The sequence below is a fragment of the Streptomyces sp. NPDC028331 genome (assembly GCF_055565775.1).
Genome location: NZ_JBVHTR010000010.1, coordinates 15,503 through 33,081, shown reverse-complemented (window position 1 = coordinate 33,081; position 17,579 = coordinate 15,503). Strand labels below are relative to the sequence as shown.

At 71.8% G+C, this 17,579-nt stretch carries 19 protein-coding genes and 1 pseudogene; 11 read left to right on the top strand and 9 right to left on the bottom strand.

From position 1 onward, the window contains the following. Positions 1-4 precede the first annotated feature (4 nt). The 4 genes from pqqB to ACZ4SW_RS16690 form a co-directional block, all read right to left on the bottom strand. The gene (gene pqqB / locus ACZ4SW_RS16705) at positions 5-883 is read right to left on the bottom strand and encodes a pyrroloquinoline quinone biosynthesis protein PqqB (RefSeq protein ID WP_468243301.1); all 879 of its coding nucleotides are present in this window, start codon (positions 881-883) and stop codon (positions 5-7) included. A gap of 49 nt (positions 884-932) precedes the next feature. Then, positions 933-1,058 (bottom strand): pyrroloquinoline quinone precursor peptide PqqA, encoded by a 126-nt coding sequence (pqqA, locus tag ACZ4SW_RS16700; protein WP_468243298.1) that lies wholly within the window; start codon positions 1,056-1,058, stop codon positions 933-935. A gap of 66 nt (positions 1,059-1,124) precedes the next feature. Next, positions 1,125-2,804 carry a PQQ-dependent dehydrogenase, methanol/ethanol family gene (locus tag ACZ4SW_RS16695; RefSeq protein ID WP_468243296.1) on the bottom strand — a complete coding sequence of 560 codons (1,680 nt, stop codon included), beginning with the start codon at positions 2,802-2,804 and terminating at the stop codon, positions 1,125-1,127. Between the two features lie 54 nt (positions 2,805-2,858). Next, entirely contained in the window at positions 2,859-3,308 is a 450-nt protein-coding gene (locus tag ACZ4SW_RS16690) for an MSMEG_3727 family PQQ-associated protein (RefSeq protein WP_468243293.1), read from the bottom strand. Positions 3,309-3,653: 345 nt separating this feature from the next. Here ACZ4SW_RS16690 and ACZ4SW_RS16685 point away from each other — a divergent pair, with 345 nt between their 5' ends. From ACZ4SW_RS16685 to ACZ4SW_RS16655, 7 genes are all read left to right on the top strand, one after another. Beyond that, positions 3,654-6,620, top strand: a complete 2,967-nt coding sequence (locus ACZ4SW_RS16685) for a SpoIIE family protein phosphatase (protein WP_468243291.1) — start codon at positions 3,654-3,656, stop codon at positions 6,618-6,620. Between the two features lie 117 nt (positions 6,621-6,737). After that, positions 6,738-6,986 (top strand): hypothetical protein, encoded by a 249-nt coding sequence (locus ACZ4SW_RS16680; RefSeq protein WP_468243289.1) that lies wholly within the window; start codon positions 6,738-6,740, stop codon positions 6,984-6,986. Beyond that, positions 6,983-7,351, top strand: coding sequence for a helix-turn-helix domain-containing protein (locus ACZ4SW_RS16675; protein WP_468243286.1), 369 nt, complete (start codon positions 6,983-6,985; stop codon positions 7,349-7,351). Before ACZ4SW_RS16680 ends, ACZ4SW_RS16675 begins: the two co-directional genes overlap by 4 nt. Positions 7,352-7,462: 111 nt before the next feature. Continuing rightward, positions 7,463-7,981, top strand: coding sequence for a 2-oxo-4-hydroxy-4-carboxy-5-ureidoimidazoline decarboxylase (uraD, locus tag ACZ4SW_RS16670; RefSeq protein ID WP_468243284.1), 519 nt, complete (start codon positions 7,463-7,465; stop codon positions 7,979-7,981). Beyond that, positions 7,978-8,376 carry a hydroxyisourate hydrolase gene (gene uraH / locus ACZ4SW_RS16665; RefSeq protein ID WP_468243281.1) on the top strand — a complete coding sequence of 133 codons (399 nt, stop codon included), beginning with the start codon at positions 7,978-7,980 and terminating at the stop codon, positions 8,374-8,376. The genes uraD and uraH overlap by 4 nt, the downstream gene beginning before the upstream one ends. 5 nt (positions 8,377-8,381) lie before the next feature. Next, entirely contained in the window at positions 8,382-9,275 is an 894-nt protein-coding gene (gene pucL / locus ACZ4SW_RS16660) for a factor-independent urate hydroxylase (protein WP_468243279.1), read from the top strand. 21 nt (positions 9,276-9,296) lie between these two features. Next, entirely contained in the window at positions 9,297-10,685 is a 1,389-nt protein-coding gene (locus ACZ4SW_RS16655; RefSeq protein WP_468243276.1) for an 8-oxoguanine deaminase, read from the top strand. Between the two features lie 128 nt (positions 10,686-10,813). Here ACZ4SW_RS16655 and ACZ4SW_RS16650 read toward each other — a convergent pair whose 3' ends face one another. Then, positions 10,814-12,244 carry an MFS transporter gene (locus ACZ4SW_RS16650; RefSeq protein ID WP_468243274.1) on the bottom strand — a complete coding sequence of 477 codons (1,431 nt, stop codon included), beginning with the start codon at positions 12,242-12,244 and terminating at the stop codon, positions 10,814-10,816. Positions 12,245-12,343: 99 nt separating this feature from the next. Between ACZ4SW_RS16650 and ACZ4SW_RS16645 the strand changes: the two genes are divergently transcribed. Both ACZ4SW_RS16645 and ACZ4SW_RS16640 read left to right on the top strand, forming a co-directional pair. Beyond that, positions 12,344-12,745 (top strand): winged helix-turn-helix transcriptional regulator, encoded by a 402-nt coding sequence (locus ACZ4SW_RS16645; protein ID WP_468243271.1) that lies wholly within the window; start codon positions 12,344-12,346, stop codon positions 12,743-12,745. 138 nt (positions 12,746-12,883) lie between these two features. Continuing rightward, the gene (locus ACZ4SW_RS16640) at positions 12,884-13,330 is read left to right on the top strand and encodes a hypothetical protein (protein ID WP_468243269.1); all 447 of its coding nucleotides are present in this window, start codon (positions 12,884-12,886) and stop codon (positions 13,328-13,330) included. Here ACZ4SW_RS16640 and ACZ4SW_RS16635 read toward each other — a convergent pair. After that, positions 13,331-13,438 (bottom strand): annotated as a pseudogene (locus tag ACZ4SW_RS16635) (IS5/IS1182 family transposase); the annotation flags it as partial. It lies immediately after the preceding gene. 29 nt (positions 13,439-13,467) lie between these two features. Continuing rightward, entirely contained in the window at positions 13,468-13,902 is a 435-nt protein-coding gene (locus ACZ4SW_RS16630) for an acyl-CoA thioesterase (RefSeq protein WP_468243267.1), read from the bottom strand. Between the two features lie 219 nt (positions 13,903-14,121). Here ACZ4SW_RS16630 and ACZ4SW_RS16625 point away from each other — a divergent pair, with 219 nt between their 5' ends. After that, entirely contained in the window at positions 14,122-14,694 is a 573-nt protein-coding gene (locus tag ACZ4SW_RS16625) for a hypothetical protein (RefSeq protein ID WP_468243264.1), read from the top strand. 157 nt (positions 14,695-14,851) lie between these two features. On the opposite strand, the gene ACZ4SW_RS16620 is transcribed toward ACZ4SW_RS16625, so the two are convergent. Then, a complete protein-coding gene (locus tag ACZ4SW_RS16620; RefSeq protein WP_468243261.1) occupies positions 14,852-15,481 on the bottom strand; it encodes a hypothetical protein in 630 nt (209 codons plus the stop codon). A 20-nt stretch (positions 15,482-15,501) separates the two neighbouring features. After that, on the bottom strand, positions 15,502-16,155 hold the full coding sequence (locus tag ACZ4SW_RS16615) for a histidine phosphatase family protein (RefSeq protein WP_468243259.1): 654 nt from the start codon (positions 16,153-16,155) through the stop codon (positions 15,502-15,504). A 269-nt stretch (positions 16,156-16,424) separates the two neighbouring features. On the opposite strand from ACZ4SW_RS16615, the gene ACZ4SW_RS16610 reads away from it, so the two are divergent. Further along, complete coding sequence (locus ACZ4SW_RS16610) at positions 16,425-17,519, top strand: alpha/beta hydrolase (protein WP_468243256.1); 1,095 nt, start codon at positions 16,425-16,427, stop codon at positions 17,517-17,519. Positions 17,520-17,579 lie beyond the last annotated feature (60 nt).

Here is a 17,579-nt window from a genome sequence, read left to right as displayed (position 1 = left end):
GCCCTCAGATCCGCAGCTCGAGCCCGTCCACGGCGATCTCCATGCCGTGTCGCTCGACGGCGCGCCGCTCGGGCGAGTCCTCGAACAGGACGGGGTTGGTGTTGTTCAGATGGGTGTAGACCGTGCGCCCGATGGGGAGCGGGGAGAGCTGCTCCAGGCTGCCGCCGGGGCCGTCGATGGGTAGGTGTCCCATCTCCCGCGCGGTCCGGCGCCCCCTGCCGAGCCGGATCAGCTCGTCGTCGTCCCAGCAGGTGCCGTCGACCAGCAGGCAGGCGCAGTCCGCGAGTCGCTCCCGCACCTCCGGTCCGAACTCCTGCACGCAGGGCAGGTACACCAGGGCCCGGCCACTGTGCTCGTCGGTCAGGCGGTAGCCGACCACCCGGCCCTGCCCGCCCCCGTCGTCGGGCCCGAAGCGTGCCCGCTTCGTCGTGGGGACGTGGAACGCCCGGTACGACAGCCCCTCCGCGAGCGGCACGTCGGTCCCCGGCTCGACCGGGTGCCAGGTGACCGGGCAGTAGGCGATGAGCGTCCGCAGCAGCGAGGTCCCGTCGTACAGCGTGTCGTGCACCGCCTTGGTGGCGTGCAGTTCGATGCCGTCGGCCTCCCGGAGCAGCAGCAGGCCCAGCGTGTGGTCGAGCTCGGCGTCGGTGAGCACGACCACCGGCCGGGCGGTGCTGCGCAGGGCGGGGAACGACTCGATCTGCGCCCGGACGTCGGGGGAGGCGTTGAACAGGAACCAGCCCTGCCCGTCGGCACTCACGGCGATCGACGACTGGGTGCGCGCACGGCACGGCCGGGAGCCGTCCCGCACCGCACGGCACGGCGGGCAGGCACAGTTCCACTGCGGGAAGCCGCCCCCGGCCGCCGATCCCAGCACCCGCACCCACACGTCGATCCGCCGTCCTCCCGGTGTCCGGCACGCGGCGCCGCCGTCACTCCAGATCGGGCTCCCACACGCCCATGTAGGCGGTCACCTCGGCGGACACGCTGATCTCCTCGAACACAGGGGTCTCCCACTCGTCCAGGCAGGCCTGGTCGGCGACCCTCTCCCGGTCCATGGCTGTCACCTCCTCCTGCGTCTCGCGCTTCCCGGACGGCTTTTGGCCACCGGCGCGGCGCCGTGCCTACTGCGGGAGTGCGAAGGCGAACACCGCGTCGCCGTGGGAGGCGCCGAGCATCGCGGGAACGATCCCCTCGATCCAGCTCCCCCAGCCGACCGGCACGGCGATGAACTGCCTTCCGTCGACGCTGTAGGTCGTCGGACTGCTGTGGTGGCCGCTGCCCGTCTGGAACTCCCACAGCGGTTCCCCGGTGCGCGCGTGGAACGCCGTGAACTCCCCGGACGGCCTGCCGACGAACACCAGGTCTCCCGCGGTGGCCAGCGCCGACGCGCTCATCGGCGTCTCGTTGCGCCACCTCCAGACCTCCTCGCCCGTGGCGGCGGAGATCGCCTTCACGAACCCCTGCATGTCGCCGGCGTCCACCGTGACGCTCGCGCCCCAGTAGGGGATGCTCTCCTTGAACTCCCTGTGGCGCAGGGTGACTTCGGAGCCGACGTCCTGGACGGGCACGTAGAACATCTCCGTGCGCGGGCTGTAGGCCGCGTGCGTCCACTCCTTGGCCCCGGCGGGACCCGGCCAGAAGTGCACCGGTTCGCCCTCCTTCTCCGGGACCACCTTGGGCGTCACCCGGCCCTCGCCGTCGATCTCGCCCCAGGTGATGCGTTCGCCGAAGGGGGTGATCCGGACCCGTTCGCCGTTCCTGCGGTCCAGCGTGAACAGGTATCCGTTCTTGTCGAAGTGGGCCAGCAGCTTCTGCCCGTCCAGGTCGTAGAGGATGCACTCCATGTTGCTGTCGTAGTCCCACACGTCGTGTGGCGTGCACTGGTAGTGCCAGCGGATCTCGCCGTTGTCGGGATTCAGGGCGATGATGCTGTCGGTGTAGAGGTTGTCGCCCTCACGGGCGGCCCCGTCGAAGTCGGGCGCCGGATTGCCGGTCCCCCAGTAGACGAGGTTCAGCTCCGGGTCGTAGGTGCCCGTCACCCAGGCGTTGCCGCCGCCGCGCGCCCAGGCCGGGCCGTCCGGCCAGGTGTCCGACCCCGGCTCGCCGGGCCTGGGCACGGTGTAGGTGCGCCAGGCGCGCTCGCCGGTCTCCAGGTAGTAGGCGTCGAGGTGACCGCGCACCCCGAACTCCCCGCCGGAGCTGCCCACGATGATCTTGTCCTTCACGACGAGCGGAGCGACCGTGGCGCTCTCCGCCGCCCGTACGTCACCGTTCGTCGTGTCCCAGACGAGCTCGCCCGAGACGGCGTCGAGTGCGATCACATGGGCGTTGAGAGTGGTGACGAAGACCTTCCCGTGCGCCACCGCGACCCCTCGGTTGACGTTGCCGCAGCAGAGGGAGACGTCGAAGGGGATCGCGTGCTTGTACTGCCACAGTTGCCGTCCCGTCCGGGCGTCGACGGCCCAGACCCATCCGTCCCAGCCCGAGAGGTACATGACCCCGTCCACGACGATCGGGGCGGCCTCGAAGGCGTAGGTCGACTGGCCGGCGTGGAAGCCGGACGAGCCGAACTGGAACACCCAGGCGGGAGTGAGGTGCTTGACGGTCTCGGTGTTGATCTGGTCGAGCGGGCTGTACCGCTGCCCGTCGTAGGCACCGTAGTAGGTGAGCCAGTTCTGCGGCTCCGAGCGGGCCCGGAGAATTCGCTCGTAGGTCACCTCCTGTGCCACCGGCGGCGCGGTGCCGACCATGGTGCTCAGTGCGGCGAAATCAACGGCAGGCGGCGCGTCAATGTACTCCATGGGATCCTCCTTGCCGGCCCTGTGGTCACCGGGCGGCTTTTTCCATGGCGGTTTCTACGGCCGTGGCTGCTCGGGGCGGTCGAGGCGGGCCTCCCGCGGAACGTCCCCCATCACGGCGATCACCCCGACGAGACCGCGCCCCTCGTCGTTGCCGACGTTGGAACCGAACCAGTAATAGCCGGGGCCGTCCAGGTTCAGCACGGTCTTCCCCCGCGAGTACACCGGAAGCCACATCCATTTGCTGTCGCCGTTGCTCGGCAGGAGCGCGCAGTGGGTGTTCGTGTCGTCGTTGCAGAGTTCGATCTCCAGGTCGCCCCCATGGGGCATGACGACGATGGAGGGCTCCCACACCAGCTCGTCGGGCGGAATCCGCACGTGGGCGTGCAGACGGCCGTCGGGGCCCTCCTCGGCCCGCCCGAGGCCCCCGTGGGCGAGGAGCCGACCGAGTGTCGCCTTGTTCTGCCCGTACAGCTCCGGCAGTTCCTGCTCGGCTCTGGTCGTCATCGCCCGACCTCCTGTTTGCGTTGGATTCGAGCTCACTGTTGTGGTTACCGTCGGCGCACGACGCAAAACGCTCCCAGCGCATTTCGCCGAATTTCCGGTGATTGTTGCGAATTCTCGCCGGGAGGTGCACCATATGCGCGACGAATTCCGGGCCGGGGGTGCCGCCGACTTCGGATGTGGCCGCCCGCGGCTGCGATCATGGTCTTTGCGAGGAGCGTCTCCCCGCCTGCTGCCGCACCCGATATCCGCGGTGCGTCACCCTTTGCTGTTCCTTCTTTCGATGTTGTGATTCGCGGCATAAAGGGGCTACGGTGAAGGGCTGGGAGTACGCCCTCGGTGAGGGAAGTGAGCGCGGTGTCTGTCGCCTGGGACGACATCGGCGGTCTCGTCGATGCCCATGAGCGTTTTCTGGCCGGCGCACGAGTCGACACAGACGTCCGGGTCTCGGTGCTCGAATCCTGGAAGCGGTGCAGGTCCGAAGGAGTGCAGCCGCACCGCCTCCTCGTTCCCTACGCCGCCGACCTGGCGCTGGACGACCGGCTTCTGCGCGCGGCGGACCCCGTCCTGAAGGACCTGACGGCGTCCCTGGCCAACATGAGCATCGCGATCGCGTTCTGCGACGCGCAGGCTCACATGGTCCAGCGGCACGGCGGGAACCGGCAGTTGCGCGAGCGTCTCGACGCGGTGAACTTCGCCCCCGGCTTCGACGCCTCGGAGCGTGCCGCGGGCACCAACGGCGTCGGTTCCGCACTGGCCGGCCGCAGCCCGATCTACGTCGTCGGCCGGGAGCACTTCGCCGACTGCCTGCAGCCGTTCGCCTGCGCGGGCTCGCCCGTCCGCGACCCGCTCAGCGGCCGGATCGAGGCCGTTCTCGACCTCACCTGCCTGCGCGAGGACGGCGACCCCGCCATGCTGCGGCTGGTGCGCCAGGCCGCCCGCGACATCGAGGGACGGCTGCTGGAACAGTCCACGGAGCGGGAGCGGGCGCTGCTCGCCGCGTACCAGCGGGCCTGCCAGGACACGGGCGGCCACCACTGGCCGCGCCAGCCCCACCTGGGGAACGGGCTCGGCTCCGCCGGCGCGTCCCTCACCCGCGTCGACCTCGCCGTGCTGCGGGAGAAGGCGGAGGAACTGATCGCCTCGCCGCAGCGCACCCTCGACGAAGTCGCCCTGTCCGGCGGGCGCGTCGCCACACTGCTGCGCCGCCAGGTCAGGGGAGCGGCCGGTGAGACGGGTGTGGTCGTGGAGGCCCGGGTCGCCGGGGGCCCGCACCTGCGCCATGTCGAACTCACTCCGGCGGAGGCGCTCGGGCCGCCCGTGGCCGGCGGGCCCACCCTGATCACTCCGCCCGCACCGCCGATCAGCGCACCGGGGCCGCCGATCGCCCCCCTCGCGCCGGCGGGCGTGCCCGTGGGAACGAACGGAACCGCCCCGGTCGTCCTGCGCGCCGTCGCACCGCCGCCCCCGGGCACCGCGACGCCGCCGGTGCCGCCCGGTGCCGCCCCCGCCGAGCCCCGGACCCGGCCCGAGTCGGTCTCGGACGCGGACGGTACCGGCGCCGAAGACTGGCTGCTGCTCGTCGGTGAGCCCGGCGTCGGCCGGCTGGCCGTCCTGGCCCGCAAGCGTCTGGAACTGCTGCACGACGCCAGCGTGCACATCGGCACCACCCTGGACGTCACCCGCACCGCCGAGGAACTGACGGAGGTGGCCGTTCCCCGGTTCGCCGACCTGACGGTCGTGGACCTGCCCGACCCCGTGCTGTTCGGCGAGGAGCCCGGGATGCTCGGCGGGGCGACTGCGCTGCGGCGGGTCGCGCTGAGCAATGTGCGCGAGGAACTGCACGTCTACAGCGTCGGCGAACTCGTCCAGTACGTTCCGTCGACGCCGCAGGCCCGCTGCCTGGAGACCGAGCAGTCCGTGCTCGAACCCGTCCTGTCCGAGGCCGACGGCTGGATCGCCCAGAATCCGGAGCAGTTCGGCAGGGTGATGACGGAGGAGGGCATCCACTCCCTGATCACCGTGCCCCTGCGGGCCCGCGGCACCATCCTCGGCGTGGTCAGCTTCTACCGTTCCGAGAAGCCCACCCCCTTCGAGGACGACGACCTGTCCCTCGCCCAGGAACTGGCCGCGCGCGCGGCGATCTCGATCGACAACGCCCGCCGCTACACCCGTGAGCACAATACGGCGCTCGCGCTGCAGCGCAGCCTGCTCCCCCGGGGCCGGCCCGAACAGAACGCGGTGGAAGTGGCCTACCGCTACCTGCCCGCGCAGGCCGGGGTGGGCGGCGACTGGTTCGACGTCATCCCGCTGTCCGGCGCCCGGGTGGCGCTGGTGGTCGGCGACGTCGTCGGGCACGGACTGCACGCCGCGGCGACCATGGGCCGGCTGCGCACCGCCGTGCACAACTTCTGCTCCCTGGACCTGTCGCCCGACGACCTCCTCACCCGCCTCGACGACCTGGTCGGGCGCCTGGACCGGGGCGAGGGCTGGGCCGCGGAGCCCGGCGAGGGCTGGGCCGCGGAGCCCACCTGCCCGGACTCCGGGATCGTCGGCGCGACCTGTCTGTACGCCGTCTACGACCCGGTGTCCCGGCGGTGCAGCCTCACCCGGGCCGGCCACCCGGTCCCCGCGGTCGTCGGCCCCGACGGCAGCGTGGACTTCGTCGACCTGCCGTCGGTACCGCCGCTCGGACTCGGCGGGACGCCGTTCGAGACGGTCGAGCTGGAGCTGGCCGAGGGCAGCCAACTGGTGCTGTACACCGACGGTCTGATCGAGGACCGGATGCGGGACATCGACACCGGCCTGCACAAGCTCCGCGGCGTCCTCGCCTGCGCCGGCCGGGCCCCGGAGGACACCTGCGAGGCGGTCCTGGACGCGCTGCTCCCGTCCCGGCCGAGCGACGACGTGGCGCTGCTCGTCGCCCGTACCCACGTGCTCGGGCCGCAGCGGGTCGCCGAGTGGGAGCTGCCGAGCGACCCGGCGGTCGTCTCCCGCGCGCGTGAGGCGGTCATCGGCCAGATGTCCGCCTGGGGCCTGGACGACATGGCCTTCACCACCGAGCTCGTCGCCAGCGAACTGGTCACCAACGCCATCCGGCACGCGGCCGGCCCGGTCCAGCTCCGGCTGCTCCGCGACCGTGCGCTGATCTGCGAGGTATCCGACCGCAGCAGCACCTCGCCCCGCCTGCGCCGCGCCCGGAACGAGGACGAGGGCGGACGCGGACTGTTCCTCGTCGCGCAGCTCACCGACCGCTGGGGAACCCGCTACACCGCCGACGGCAAGATCATCTGGACCGAACAGCCGCTGCCGTGACCGCCCTCCGCGACCGCCGTCCACGGCGGTCCCGCTTCCGTTAGAGTCGCTGCTGGGCGTGCCCCCGCAGCGGGCACTCGGGGGAAGCCGCAGGTCAGGTCCTTGTTTGGGGGCAGTATGCGTTTGCGGGTGGAGTTCACGACCGAGCCCTTCGACCTCGACGAGGCGCCCGCGCACGCCCTGGTGGCCCGCGACGTCATCGGAGCCGCCGACCTGGACGCCGTGGACGTCGGTCCGTTCGGCAACACCGCGGAGGGCCGCGCCGACGCCGTCCTCGCCGCCGTCGACGCGCTGCTGCGCAGAACCCTCCAGGCCGGTGCCACCCGGATCTCGCTGCAGGTCAACGTCATCGGGGAGGGCCAGTGACCGGCACCGGCGACGAGCCGTTCATCACGGCCGTGAAACCGCTGGTCGACGCCATGGGGGGTGAGATGCTTCCCCCCGACCAGGCGGGCCCCGACGACGTGGTGCTCGTCTGGGAGGGCGCCGACGCCGTCGCCGTACGCCTGCCGCAACTCGCCGACTCGCTCGATCACATCCTCGCCGCCATGGAGCGAAAGCGCGGCAAACCCCTCTCCGAACTGGACCGCAAGGCCAAGCAGGAGGTCGTACGGGCCCTGGAGGCGCGCGGCGCCTTCTCCGTGCGCCATGGAGTCGAGACCGTGGCGAGCGCCCTGGGCGTCAGCCGGTTCACCGTCTACAACTACCTCAACCGGGAGAAGGAGTCCTGACGGACCCCGCCCCGGCTTGTCACCCAGAATTTTCAACAAACTGTTGACCTCGTGCGGTCCGAGGGCGTTAGCTGTTCGCATCCGTCCAGGACCAAGGCCACGGAGGCACCCGTGACGTCCCCAGCCACGCCGCCGGGCCTCGCCCGTTTCAACGCCCTGGACGAGTCCGCGGCCCTCGCGGCTCTCCACGAGGTGTGCACGTCCACGGCGTGGGCCCGGCGGGTGCTCTCCGGGCGCCCCTACGCCACCGCCGAGGACCTCTCCGCCGCGAACGACGCCGCCGTGGCCGAGCTGACCGCGGCGGATCTCCGGGAAGCGATGGCCGGACACCCTCCGATCGGCCGCCCCTCGCCGGGTGATGCCGCCTCGGCACGGGAGCAGCGGGGCATGGCCGGCGCCCCCGAGGAGCTCAAGGCGGAGATGCTCGAGCTGAACCTCGCCTACCAGGAGAAGTTCGGCCATGTCTTCCTGATCTGCGCCACGGGGAAGTCCGGCGAGCAGATGCGCGACGCGGTCAAGGAGCGGATCGGCAACGCGCCGGAGCGGGAACGGGAGATCGTGCGGACCGAACTGGGCAGGATCAACCGCATCCGGCTGGCACGCATCGTCGAAGAGGGCGACACCGCATGAGCACCCGCACCACCGCCTCCGTCTCCACGCACATCCTGGACACGAGCATCGGCCGTCCCGCCGCGGGCGTCACCGTCCGCCTCTCCGCCCGCCCGGGCCGCCACGCGGACTGGCAGGCGCTCGGCGGCGGCGCGACCGACGCCGACGGCCGGTGCAGGGACCTCCCGGTCCCGCCGCAGGAGACCACCCACGTACGGCTCGACTTCGAGGTGGAGCCGTACTTCGAGAAGAAGCGAGCCGATGCGCAGCAGGACGCCCCCGCGAATCGGGACAGCGGTGCCCGCGGAGCGTTCTTCCCGGAGGTGACGGTCACCTTCGCCGTCGTGCCGGGCGAGCACTACCACGTACCGCTGCTGCTCAACCCGTTCGGCTACTCCGTTTACCGAGGGAGCTAGCGCACATGCCCACTCTGGGACAGAACCAGTACGGCAAGGCCGAGAACCGAGTCGTCAGGATCACGCGGGACGGCGCCACCCACCACATCAAGGACCTCAACGTCTCGGTGTCGCTGAGCGGCGACATGGACGAGGTCCACTACTCCGGCTCCAACGCGCACGTCCTGCCCACCGACACCACCAAGAACACGGTGTACGCGTTCGCCAAGGAGCACGGCATCGCGTCCGCCGAGCAGTTCGGCATCCGCCTCGCCCGCCACTTCGTGACCTCGCAGGAGCCCATCCACCGGGCCCGCATCCGCATCGAGGAGTACACCTGGGACCGGATCGAGCACTCCGGGACGGGCGCGCACTCGTTCGTCCGCTCGGGGCGGGAGACCCGGCTGACGCAGATCACGTACGACGGCTCGTCCTGGGAGGTGGTCTCCGGCCTGAAGGACCTGACCGTGATGAACTCGACCGACTCCGAGTTCTGGGGCTACGCCAGGGACAAGTACACGACGCTGCCCGAGACCCACGACCGCATCCTGGCCACCGAGGTCTCCGCGCGCTGGCGGTTCGGCTGGAGCGGCGAGGGGCAGGAGACGCCCGACTGGGAGACCTCGTACGAGGAGACCAGGAGGCACCTGCTCCAGGCCTTCGCCGAGACCTACTCGCTCTCGCTGCAGCAGACGCTCTACCGGATGGGCGCCCGCGTCATCGACCACCGCGCCGAGATCGACGAGATCCGCTTCTCGCTGCCGAACAAGCACCACTTCCTGGTGGACCTGGAGCCGTTCGGGCTGAAGAACGACAACGAGGTGTACTTCGCCGCCGACCGCCCCTACGGCCTGATCGAGGCCACCGTCCTGCGCGACGGCTGCGAGGCGCGGATCCCGGTGGACCTCACCAACCTGTGACGGAAGCGAGGACCCCGAACCATGACAGCCCAGCGCGTCGTTCAGCGCGTCGTCATCGAGAACTGCGCCCTCGCGACCGTGGACGCCCACGACACCGAGTACGCCGCCGGACACCTCGTCATCGCCGGCAACCGCATCGAGGCGGTCGGCCCGGGCAGGGCCCCCGGGGGCCTGGAGAACGTCGTGCGCCGCATCGACGCGACCGGCCACCTCGCGACCCCCGGCCTGATCAACACGCACCACCACTTCTACCAGTGGATCACCCGGGGCCTGGCCACCGACCACAACCTGTTCGACTGGCTCGTCGCCCTGTACCCGACGTGGGCGCGCATCGACGAGCCGATGGTGTACGCGGCGGCCCAGGGGTCGCTCGCGATGATGGCCCGCGGCGGTGTCACCACCGCCATGGACCACCACTACGTCTTCCCGAAGGGCTGCGGCGACCTGTCCGGAGCCATCATCCGCGCCGCCCGCGAGACGGGGGTCCGCTTCACCCTGGCCCGCGGCTCCATGGACCGCGGCGAGTCCGACGGCGGCCTGCCGCCGGACTTCGCCGTCGAGACCCTCGACGGCGCGCTGGCCGCGACCGAGGCGACCGTCGACGAGCACCACGACCCCTCCTTCGACGCCATGACACAGGTGGCCGTGGCCCCCTGCTCGCCCTTCTCGGTGTCGACCGAACTCCTGCGGCAGGGAGCCGAACTGGCGCGCAGGAAGGGCGTGCGGCTGCACACCCACGGATCGGAGACGGTGGAGGAGGAGAAGTTCTGCCACGAGCTGTTCGGCATGGGCCCGACCGACTACTTCCAGTCCACCGGCTGGCTCGGCGAGGACGTGTGGATGGCGCACTGCGTCCACATGAACGACTCCGACATCACGGCCTTCGCCCGTACGGGGACGGGCGTCGCCCACTGCCCGTCCTCCAACGCACGCCTGGCCGCCGGCATCGCCCGCGTACCCGACATGCTCGCCGCCGGCGTCCCGGTCGGCCTCGGCGTGGACGGCACGGCCTCCAACGAGTCCGGCGAACTCCACACCGAACTGCGCAACGCGCTCCTCATCAACCGCCTGGGCACCCACCGGGAGGCCGCCCTGAACGCCCGCCAGGCGCTGCGCCTCGGCACCTACGGGGGCGCGCAGGTGCTGGGCCGCGCCGCGGAGACCGGCTCCCTGGAACCGGGCAAGCTGGCCGACCTGGTGCTGTGGCGGATGGACACGCTCGCCCACTCCTCGATCGCCGACCCGGTGACGGCGCTGGTCTTCGGGGCGGCGGCACCGGTCACCGCCTCGTTCGTCGACGGCCGTCAGATCGTGGCCGACGGCAGGCTGCTGACCGTGGACGAGGACGCCGTCGCCCGTTCCACCCGGGACGAGGCCCGGCGCCTGGCGCGGATCGCCGGACAGGACTGACCGGGCGCCCAAGCCTCCGTCGCGTACCTGCGGCGCAGGGGCGCGGGACCACGGGTGCGGGGCGTTCGGGCAGGAGTGAGGAGGAGCGGCGGCGGGACGGTGGTCCGCCCGCCGCCGGCACCGCGCACTCACCCTCTGCGCGGCCGCAGCACCCCCGCCGTCAGCACCAGCGCCCCCACCGCGAACACCGCCGCCACCCGGAAGGCCAGCCGGTAGCCGTCGGCGGTGGCCTCGACGAGTTCCGCGCCCCCGGCGAGCAGCCTGTCCGTCCGGCCCGCCGCCAGCGTGGACAGCACCGCCAGACCCAGCGAACCGCCCACGACCTGCGTGGTGTTGAACAGCCCGGACGCCAGCCCCCCGTCCTCCTCCCGCACCCCGGACATCGCGAGCCCGGTCAGCGCGGGCATCGCCGCCGCGAACCCGGCCGAGAGCAGCAGCAGCGGCGGCAGGACGTCGGTGAGGTAGGAGCCGTCGACCGGTGCGCGGCTCAGCAGAGCCATCCCGGCGACGATCAGCACCAGCCCGGCCGACAGCACCCGGTACCCGCCGAACCGGCCGATGGTGCGCGCCGACAGACCCAGCATCAGCACACCGATCGCGATCGGCGCCGGCAGGAACGCCGTACCGGTGAGCAACGCGCCGTAGCCGAGCACACGTTGCAGGTAGAGCGCGCCGATGAACTGGAAACCGTACATCGCTCCGATCATCAGGACCTGGACGGCGTTCGCACCGGTCAGCAGCCGCGAGCGGAACAGGCGCAGCCGCAGCAGCGGACGTGCGATCCGCGCCTGCCGGGCGGTGAACCCCAGGAAGAGGGCCAGGGCGAGTGCGGCGAGGAGCAGCGTGGCGGCGAGGCCGCGGTCGCCGGAGCCGACGATGACGTACACCGTGAGCATCAGCGCGCCGGTGACCAGGGCCGCGCCCGGGTAGTCCGCGCCCCTGCCGGCACCGGCGCCGCGGTCCGGCGCCAGGACCCGGACCGCGGCGAACCAGGCGGCCAGCCCGATCGGCAGGTTGATCAGGAAGATCCAGTGCCAGCTCAGAGCCTGCGTCAACGCCCCGCCGAGGAAGGTGCCGAGGGCACCGCCCGCCGCCCCGACCGCGCTGAACACCCCGATGGCGCGGGCCTGTTCCCGGGGCTCGGGGAACAGCGCCACCAGCATGCCGAGCACCACGGCCGACACCATCGCCCCGCCGGCCCCCTGCACGGCGCGCGCAGCGATCAGCACGCCCTGACCGGTGGCGAGCCCGCACAGCACGGAGGCCGCGGTGAACACCGCGAGCCCCGCCGCGAACATCCGTGCGCGACCCACCAGGTCCCCGAGGCGGCCGGCCAGGAGGAGCAGCCCGCCGAACGGGATCAGGTACGCGTTGACGACCCAGGCGAGCCCCGGAGCGCTGAAGCCGAGGTCGCTCTGGATCGCGGGCATCGCCACGGTGACGATGTTCCCGTCCAGGATCGTCATCAGCGTCCCCGCGCACAGCACGGCCAGGCACGCCCAACGGGAGTGCGTGCGCCGCAGTGGCGGGTGGGTCGGGGACTCGACTCGCGTCGACATGGCCGTGGCCTCCGCATTCTTCCCGGCAACCAAAGGTGTACGCCTTGTAACGGGGTACATCGTGGGTGACCATGGAGGGCGGCGTAAGGAGGCAGTTCGATGTCCCAGAGGAACACCGGTGTTACCGCGCAGGTCGTGAACGCGCACGCGTGCCCGGTCCGCGAGGTTCTTGACAGGGTGGCCGGCAAATGGAGCGTGCAGATCCTCGTGGCCGCCGCGCACGGGCCGATCCGGTTCACCGAGCTGGAGCGCGGCATCGAGGGCATCAGCCGGCGCATGCTGACGCTGACCCTGCGTCAACTGGAGCGCGACGGGCTCGTCACACGCACCGTGCATCCGACGGTGCCGCCCAAGGTCGAGTACGAACTGACCCCCATGGCCCGGGAGTTGCACGCCACCCTGCTGTCCCTCACCGACTGGGCCGAGCGGCACCGGGTGGCGATCGCCGAGGCACGCGCGGCATACGACGCCGAGCACAACCCGGAGCTGCTCGACGTGTAGGGTGTGTCTGACAAATGATCATCTGGCTCGCGGAGCCTTGCTGTCCGCAGCCTGAAAGCCCAGCAGGTCGTTCGCGGCGGCCGACCCGCTGCTCCCCAGCGTTGGGAATCGGGTTTCGGCTGCTGGCAGGATGGCCGGATGGACGACGACTCCGCCCCCACCCGGATCGACGAGGTCAGCCTTCGTGCCGCCAGTTCGCCGGCGGTGAGCGAGGCGCTTATGCGGCTCGCCGCAGCAACCCGTCACGACACCGCAGAGTTCGAGCAGGCTCTGTCTGGCCTGACGCTGGTGTGCGCGGAGGCACCTGTTGAGGCCCTGGAACTACTCGTCGCGGCTACTGCGACACAGGATGCGATGGTGCGGCGCGCAGGGATCGAGGGCCTCGGCATCTTTGGCCCCGACGCCGTGGCGCACGCGCCGATCATCCCCGCCGCGCTCTGTGACCCGGATCCCGATGTGCGGGCGGCAGCGCATGTTTCTCTCAAGTCCGTACTCAGGCGGAACGAGCCTGACGAGGAACTTCGCACGGCTGTTCGCCGGGCAGTCGAGCAGGTCGAGCAACGGCCGCCGGGAGACGATAAGTGATCAGCGGGCTGGTTCGCGGAGCCAGAGGATCAGGGAGGCCAAGACGACTCCGGCCCGGTAGCGGTCGGCGATCTTGTCGAAGCGGGTGGCGATCGCGTGGAACTGCTTTCAGGTCAATACACCTAGGCCCCCGCCGCCTACAGCCCGAACAGCTCCGGCCTGTCCGCCAGCGCCCGGAAGTAGCCCTGAGGGTCGCCCACCAGCCGGCGCTCCTTGAGGTCCAGCAGACCGCCGACGGAGGCGATTTCGGCAGAGACGGTGCCGTCCGTCCTCCGTATCGTCTGCAGGATCCGGAACGTCTTGCCCTCGCCCCATGCGAAGGCGCAGGTCACGTCCACCTCGTCGCCCGCGCGCAGCTCCCGCAGATAGCGGATGGTCGTCTCCAGGACGACGGGACCGACGCCCTTGGACAGCAACTCGGACTGAACCACCCCGGCCTCCTGGAGCACGCACCACCGGGCGTGTTCCGCGTACTGCAGGTAGACGCTCTGGTTGAGGTGCCCCAGGGCGTCGGTCTCGTAGCCCCGGGCGGTGACGCGGACGGAGAACGGTTCGGTGACGTGCTCGGTCACGGTGTTTCCTCCACAGCGACGACAGGTGACGGCGTCGACGGCATCGACGGCATCGACGGCATCGGACGGCATACAGGTGTACGAATGTACGGCAGTTGGGGGGCCTGATCGCCGACTTCCGTGTCCGCGACGGAGCGGTGGGAGCGGAGGGGAGTGAGCGGAGCGGAGTGAGTAGAACAACTCATGACGCCTGCCCCGGCGTGAGGCGAGGATCGGGGCATGACGATGATCAGAACGTCCGCGGGCGGACTCGGGACGCTGTCGATGGCGGTGCTGGCCGTGCTGGCGGTGGGCTGCGGAACGCAGCGGCCGGGGGACGACGTCGCTGCGGGCGGGCCCTCCCGATCCGCGTCGGCGACGCCGAGCGCGCCGGCGGACTTACCGTGCCCCGGTGAGAGCCCCACGTCGGCGCCCCCGGCGACCGCGCACACCGCGAGCCCGACGGCGCCGCCGACGGACCACTACGCCGAGAACCACGGCTTCCGGGTTCCCATCCCGCTGCACGGCCGCAGCCGCTGCCAAGGGCTCGCGGCCGTCACGCGCATCCGGCACGCGCTCGAACCGCTGCGCGAGCGCGGTGATTTCAACCCGGAAAGCACCCGCGAAGCGCTCATCGGGCTCGGCTACCGGAAGGTGCAGTCGTACGGGAACGGCCCCACCGGGGTCGGCTTTCTCATCGACGCCGACCCGCTGTGTGTGGAGGGCACGATGAGCCGCGACTCCACCCGGGCGGACGCCTTCGCCGGCTATCCCGACGGCACCGACTGCCAACCCCCGAGCGGCGGCCACTGAGGGGAGGTCAGGCGGTCGTCGTACGCGTCTGACGCGTCAGACACGAACGCCGTACACGTCTGACACGCCGTATACGTCTGACACACCGCACACGTCAGACACGCCGTACGCATCTGACACGTCAGACACGTCAGACACGTCAGACACGTCAGACACGTCATACGCGCCTTGGCGAGGCCAGCACGTACCGCTCCCGTGTCCGTGGCTGCGTGTGCTCGCTCACCTGCCAGCCGGCCTGCTCCAGCGTGGCCGCGCAGGCGCGCAGTGCCGCGAGGTCCGGCTCGTGCACGGCGACCGCCTCCGGCTGCGGGGTCGCGCGCACCCGGTAGCCGGTGCCCTGGCCGCCGGTCGCGGGCCGGTGCCCGGCCGCCTCCAGGGCGAGCGCGGCCGCCCGCACCAGATGCGTCCGCTCCCAGCCGCACGGGCGGTCCGTGACGCCGCCCGGATTGGTCATCCGGCGCAGCTCCAGCAGCCCCTGCCAGGCGCCGCGCACCTCGCGCATCCGGGCGGGCCCCGCATCCCCGGTCTCCTCACCGCCCACCCGCGCCGCGAACACGCCCGAGTCCGCCGCGGCCGGGGCGCCCGGGGCCGCTTCCCCCGGGGGCGCCTCCCGTATGCGGTGCCCCGCCGGGGTCAGGAAGTGGTCGTGCGGCGGACGCGGATGCCGGAAGGCCAGCCCCCGCTTCACCAGCGCGGCGAGTTGGGTCTGCGTCCCCTGCAGCCGCCCGGTCACGGGATCGGCGGCCTCGATCAGGCGCCGCTGCGCGGCGGTCGGCGGTCGGACCACGGCCCCCTCCCCTCGGAGTCTCAGTGCTCCCCCGACGGCCCCGCCTCACCCTCGGAGAGGGACCCATGGGAACAGTACGCGTCGGGTCTGACATTCCACCCGGCCACCACATGGCGGCGGTGCTCCGTGCTCAGCCGGCTCATCGTCCCCGTGGAGAGCTGGAACAGCGCCCCCGCCGAGACCGGCAGCCCGAGGCGCCGCGCGGTCAGCACCCGCAGGAAGTGCCCGTGGGAGACGACGACCACGCTGCCCTCCGACTCCGCGAGCGCCGCGTCGATCTTGGCGAGCACCCGCTCCGCCCGCTCCCCGACCTCCTGCGGGCCCTCTCCGGGGTGCTCGGGCGGCCCGGGCGCGACACCGTCCGTGAACAGGAACCACTCCGGCCGCGTCCGGTGGATCTCGACCGTCGTGACCCCCTCGTACCCGCCGTAGTCCCACTCCGCCAGGTCGGCGTCGACCCGTGCCCCGCCGATTCCGGCCAGCCGTGCCGTCTCCCGGGCGCGCTGCATCGGACTGACGAACGCGGCGGCCACATGGTGCCGGGCGATCAGCGGAGCGAGCCGGCGTGCCTGCTCCCGGCCGCGCTCGGTCAGCGGGACATCGGTCCGCCCGGTGTGCCGGCCGGACAGGGACCACTCGGTCTCGCCGTGCCGCACCAGAAGGAGGTCACCCACGCCGTGTCCTTCCTGCTCCGCTCACCGCCACCGTGTCACACCGCCCCGGCGGCGCGCAGCACGGAATGGGCCGGACGGCCGGGGCGGAGGGGGCCGGGCCCGGCGCCGGATCCCCGCCGCCTGCTCGAGGCGCCGCCCGCAAACCGCACCGGTCCGACGGCCACCCGGACGGCCGAACCGCGCCACCCCGTCGGCCCACCCCGGCGGGCCGAACGGCGGGGAGCGCGGCAAGGCTCGCTGACGAAGTGACCCTCGAAAGGAGGACGTCCATGAGCGCCATCCGACGCTCCCGGTCCCCGCTGAAGCCCCTCTCCGGCCTCACCGCGCTGCTCACCGCGGTCGCCCTGGCGGCCGTCCCGGTCCTGGCCACCCCGGCTGCCGCCGCTGCCCCCAAGGCGAGCTGCGGCGACCCCCGCGTGACCCTCGAACCCGGCGCCCAGGCGTTTCTCGACAAGCTCGCCGCCGCGGACGGCCCGCCGATCCAGAACCTGACCCCCGACGCCGCCCGCCAGTCGCTCCTGAAACTCCAGGCCGCCTACCCGGTGTCCAAGCTGCCCGCCGACATCACCACGCGGACCATACCCGGCGGCCCCACCGGTTCGGTCTCCCTGCACATCGTGCGGCCGCACGGGATGACCGGCAGGCTGCCGGCCGTCATGTACTTCCACGGCGGTGGCTGGGTCCTCGGCGACTTCTCCACCCACGACCGGCTGGTGCGGCAGATCGCCAACGGCGCCAAGGCCGCGGTGGTCTTCGTCGACTACACCCGTTCGCCCGAGGCCAAGTACTCCGTCGCGAACGAACAGGCCTACACCGCCACCCAGTGGGTGGCCCAGCACGCCGATCAGATCAACGTCGACGGCTCCCGGCTCGCCGTGGCCGGCGACAGCGTCGGGGGCAACATGACCGCCGCCGTCACCCTGATGGCCAAGGAGCGCGGCGGCCCGAAGCTGGCCCAGCAGGTGCTGTTCTACCCGGTCACCGACGCCGGCTTCGACACTGCGTCCTACCGGCGCTTCGCCACCGGCTGCTGGCTGACCGCCGCGGGCATGAAGTGGTTCTGGAACCAGTACGCCCCGGACACCTCGGTCCGCAGCCGGTCCACCGCGTCCCCGCTGCGCGCCACCACCACCGAGCTGCACGGCCTGCCCAAGGCGCTGGTCATCACCGACAGCGACGTGCTGTCCGACGAGGGCCGCCAGTACGCCGCCAAGCTCAGCGCCGCCGGCGTCCCCGTCACCGCCACCCACTACCCGCGGGTGGTCCACGACTTCGTGATGCTCAACGGCCTCGCGAACACGCAGGCGGCCAAGTCGGCCGTCGCCCAGGCCACCACGGCCCTGCGCCAGGCCCTCCGCACCTGAGGGGCCCGAGAAGGGACCGGTGCCCCGCGTCCGGTGAGAAACCGGACGCGGGGCACGGCC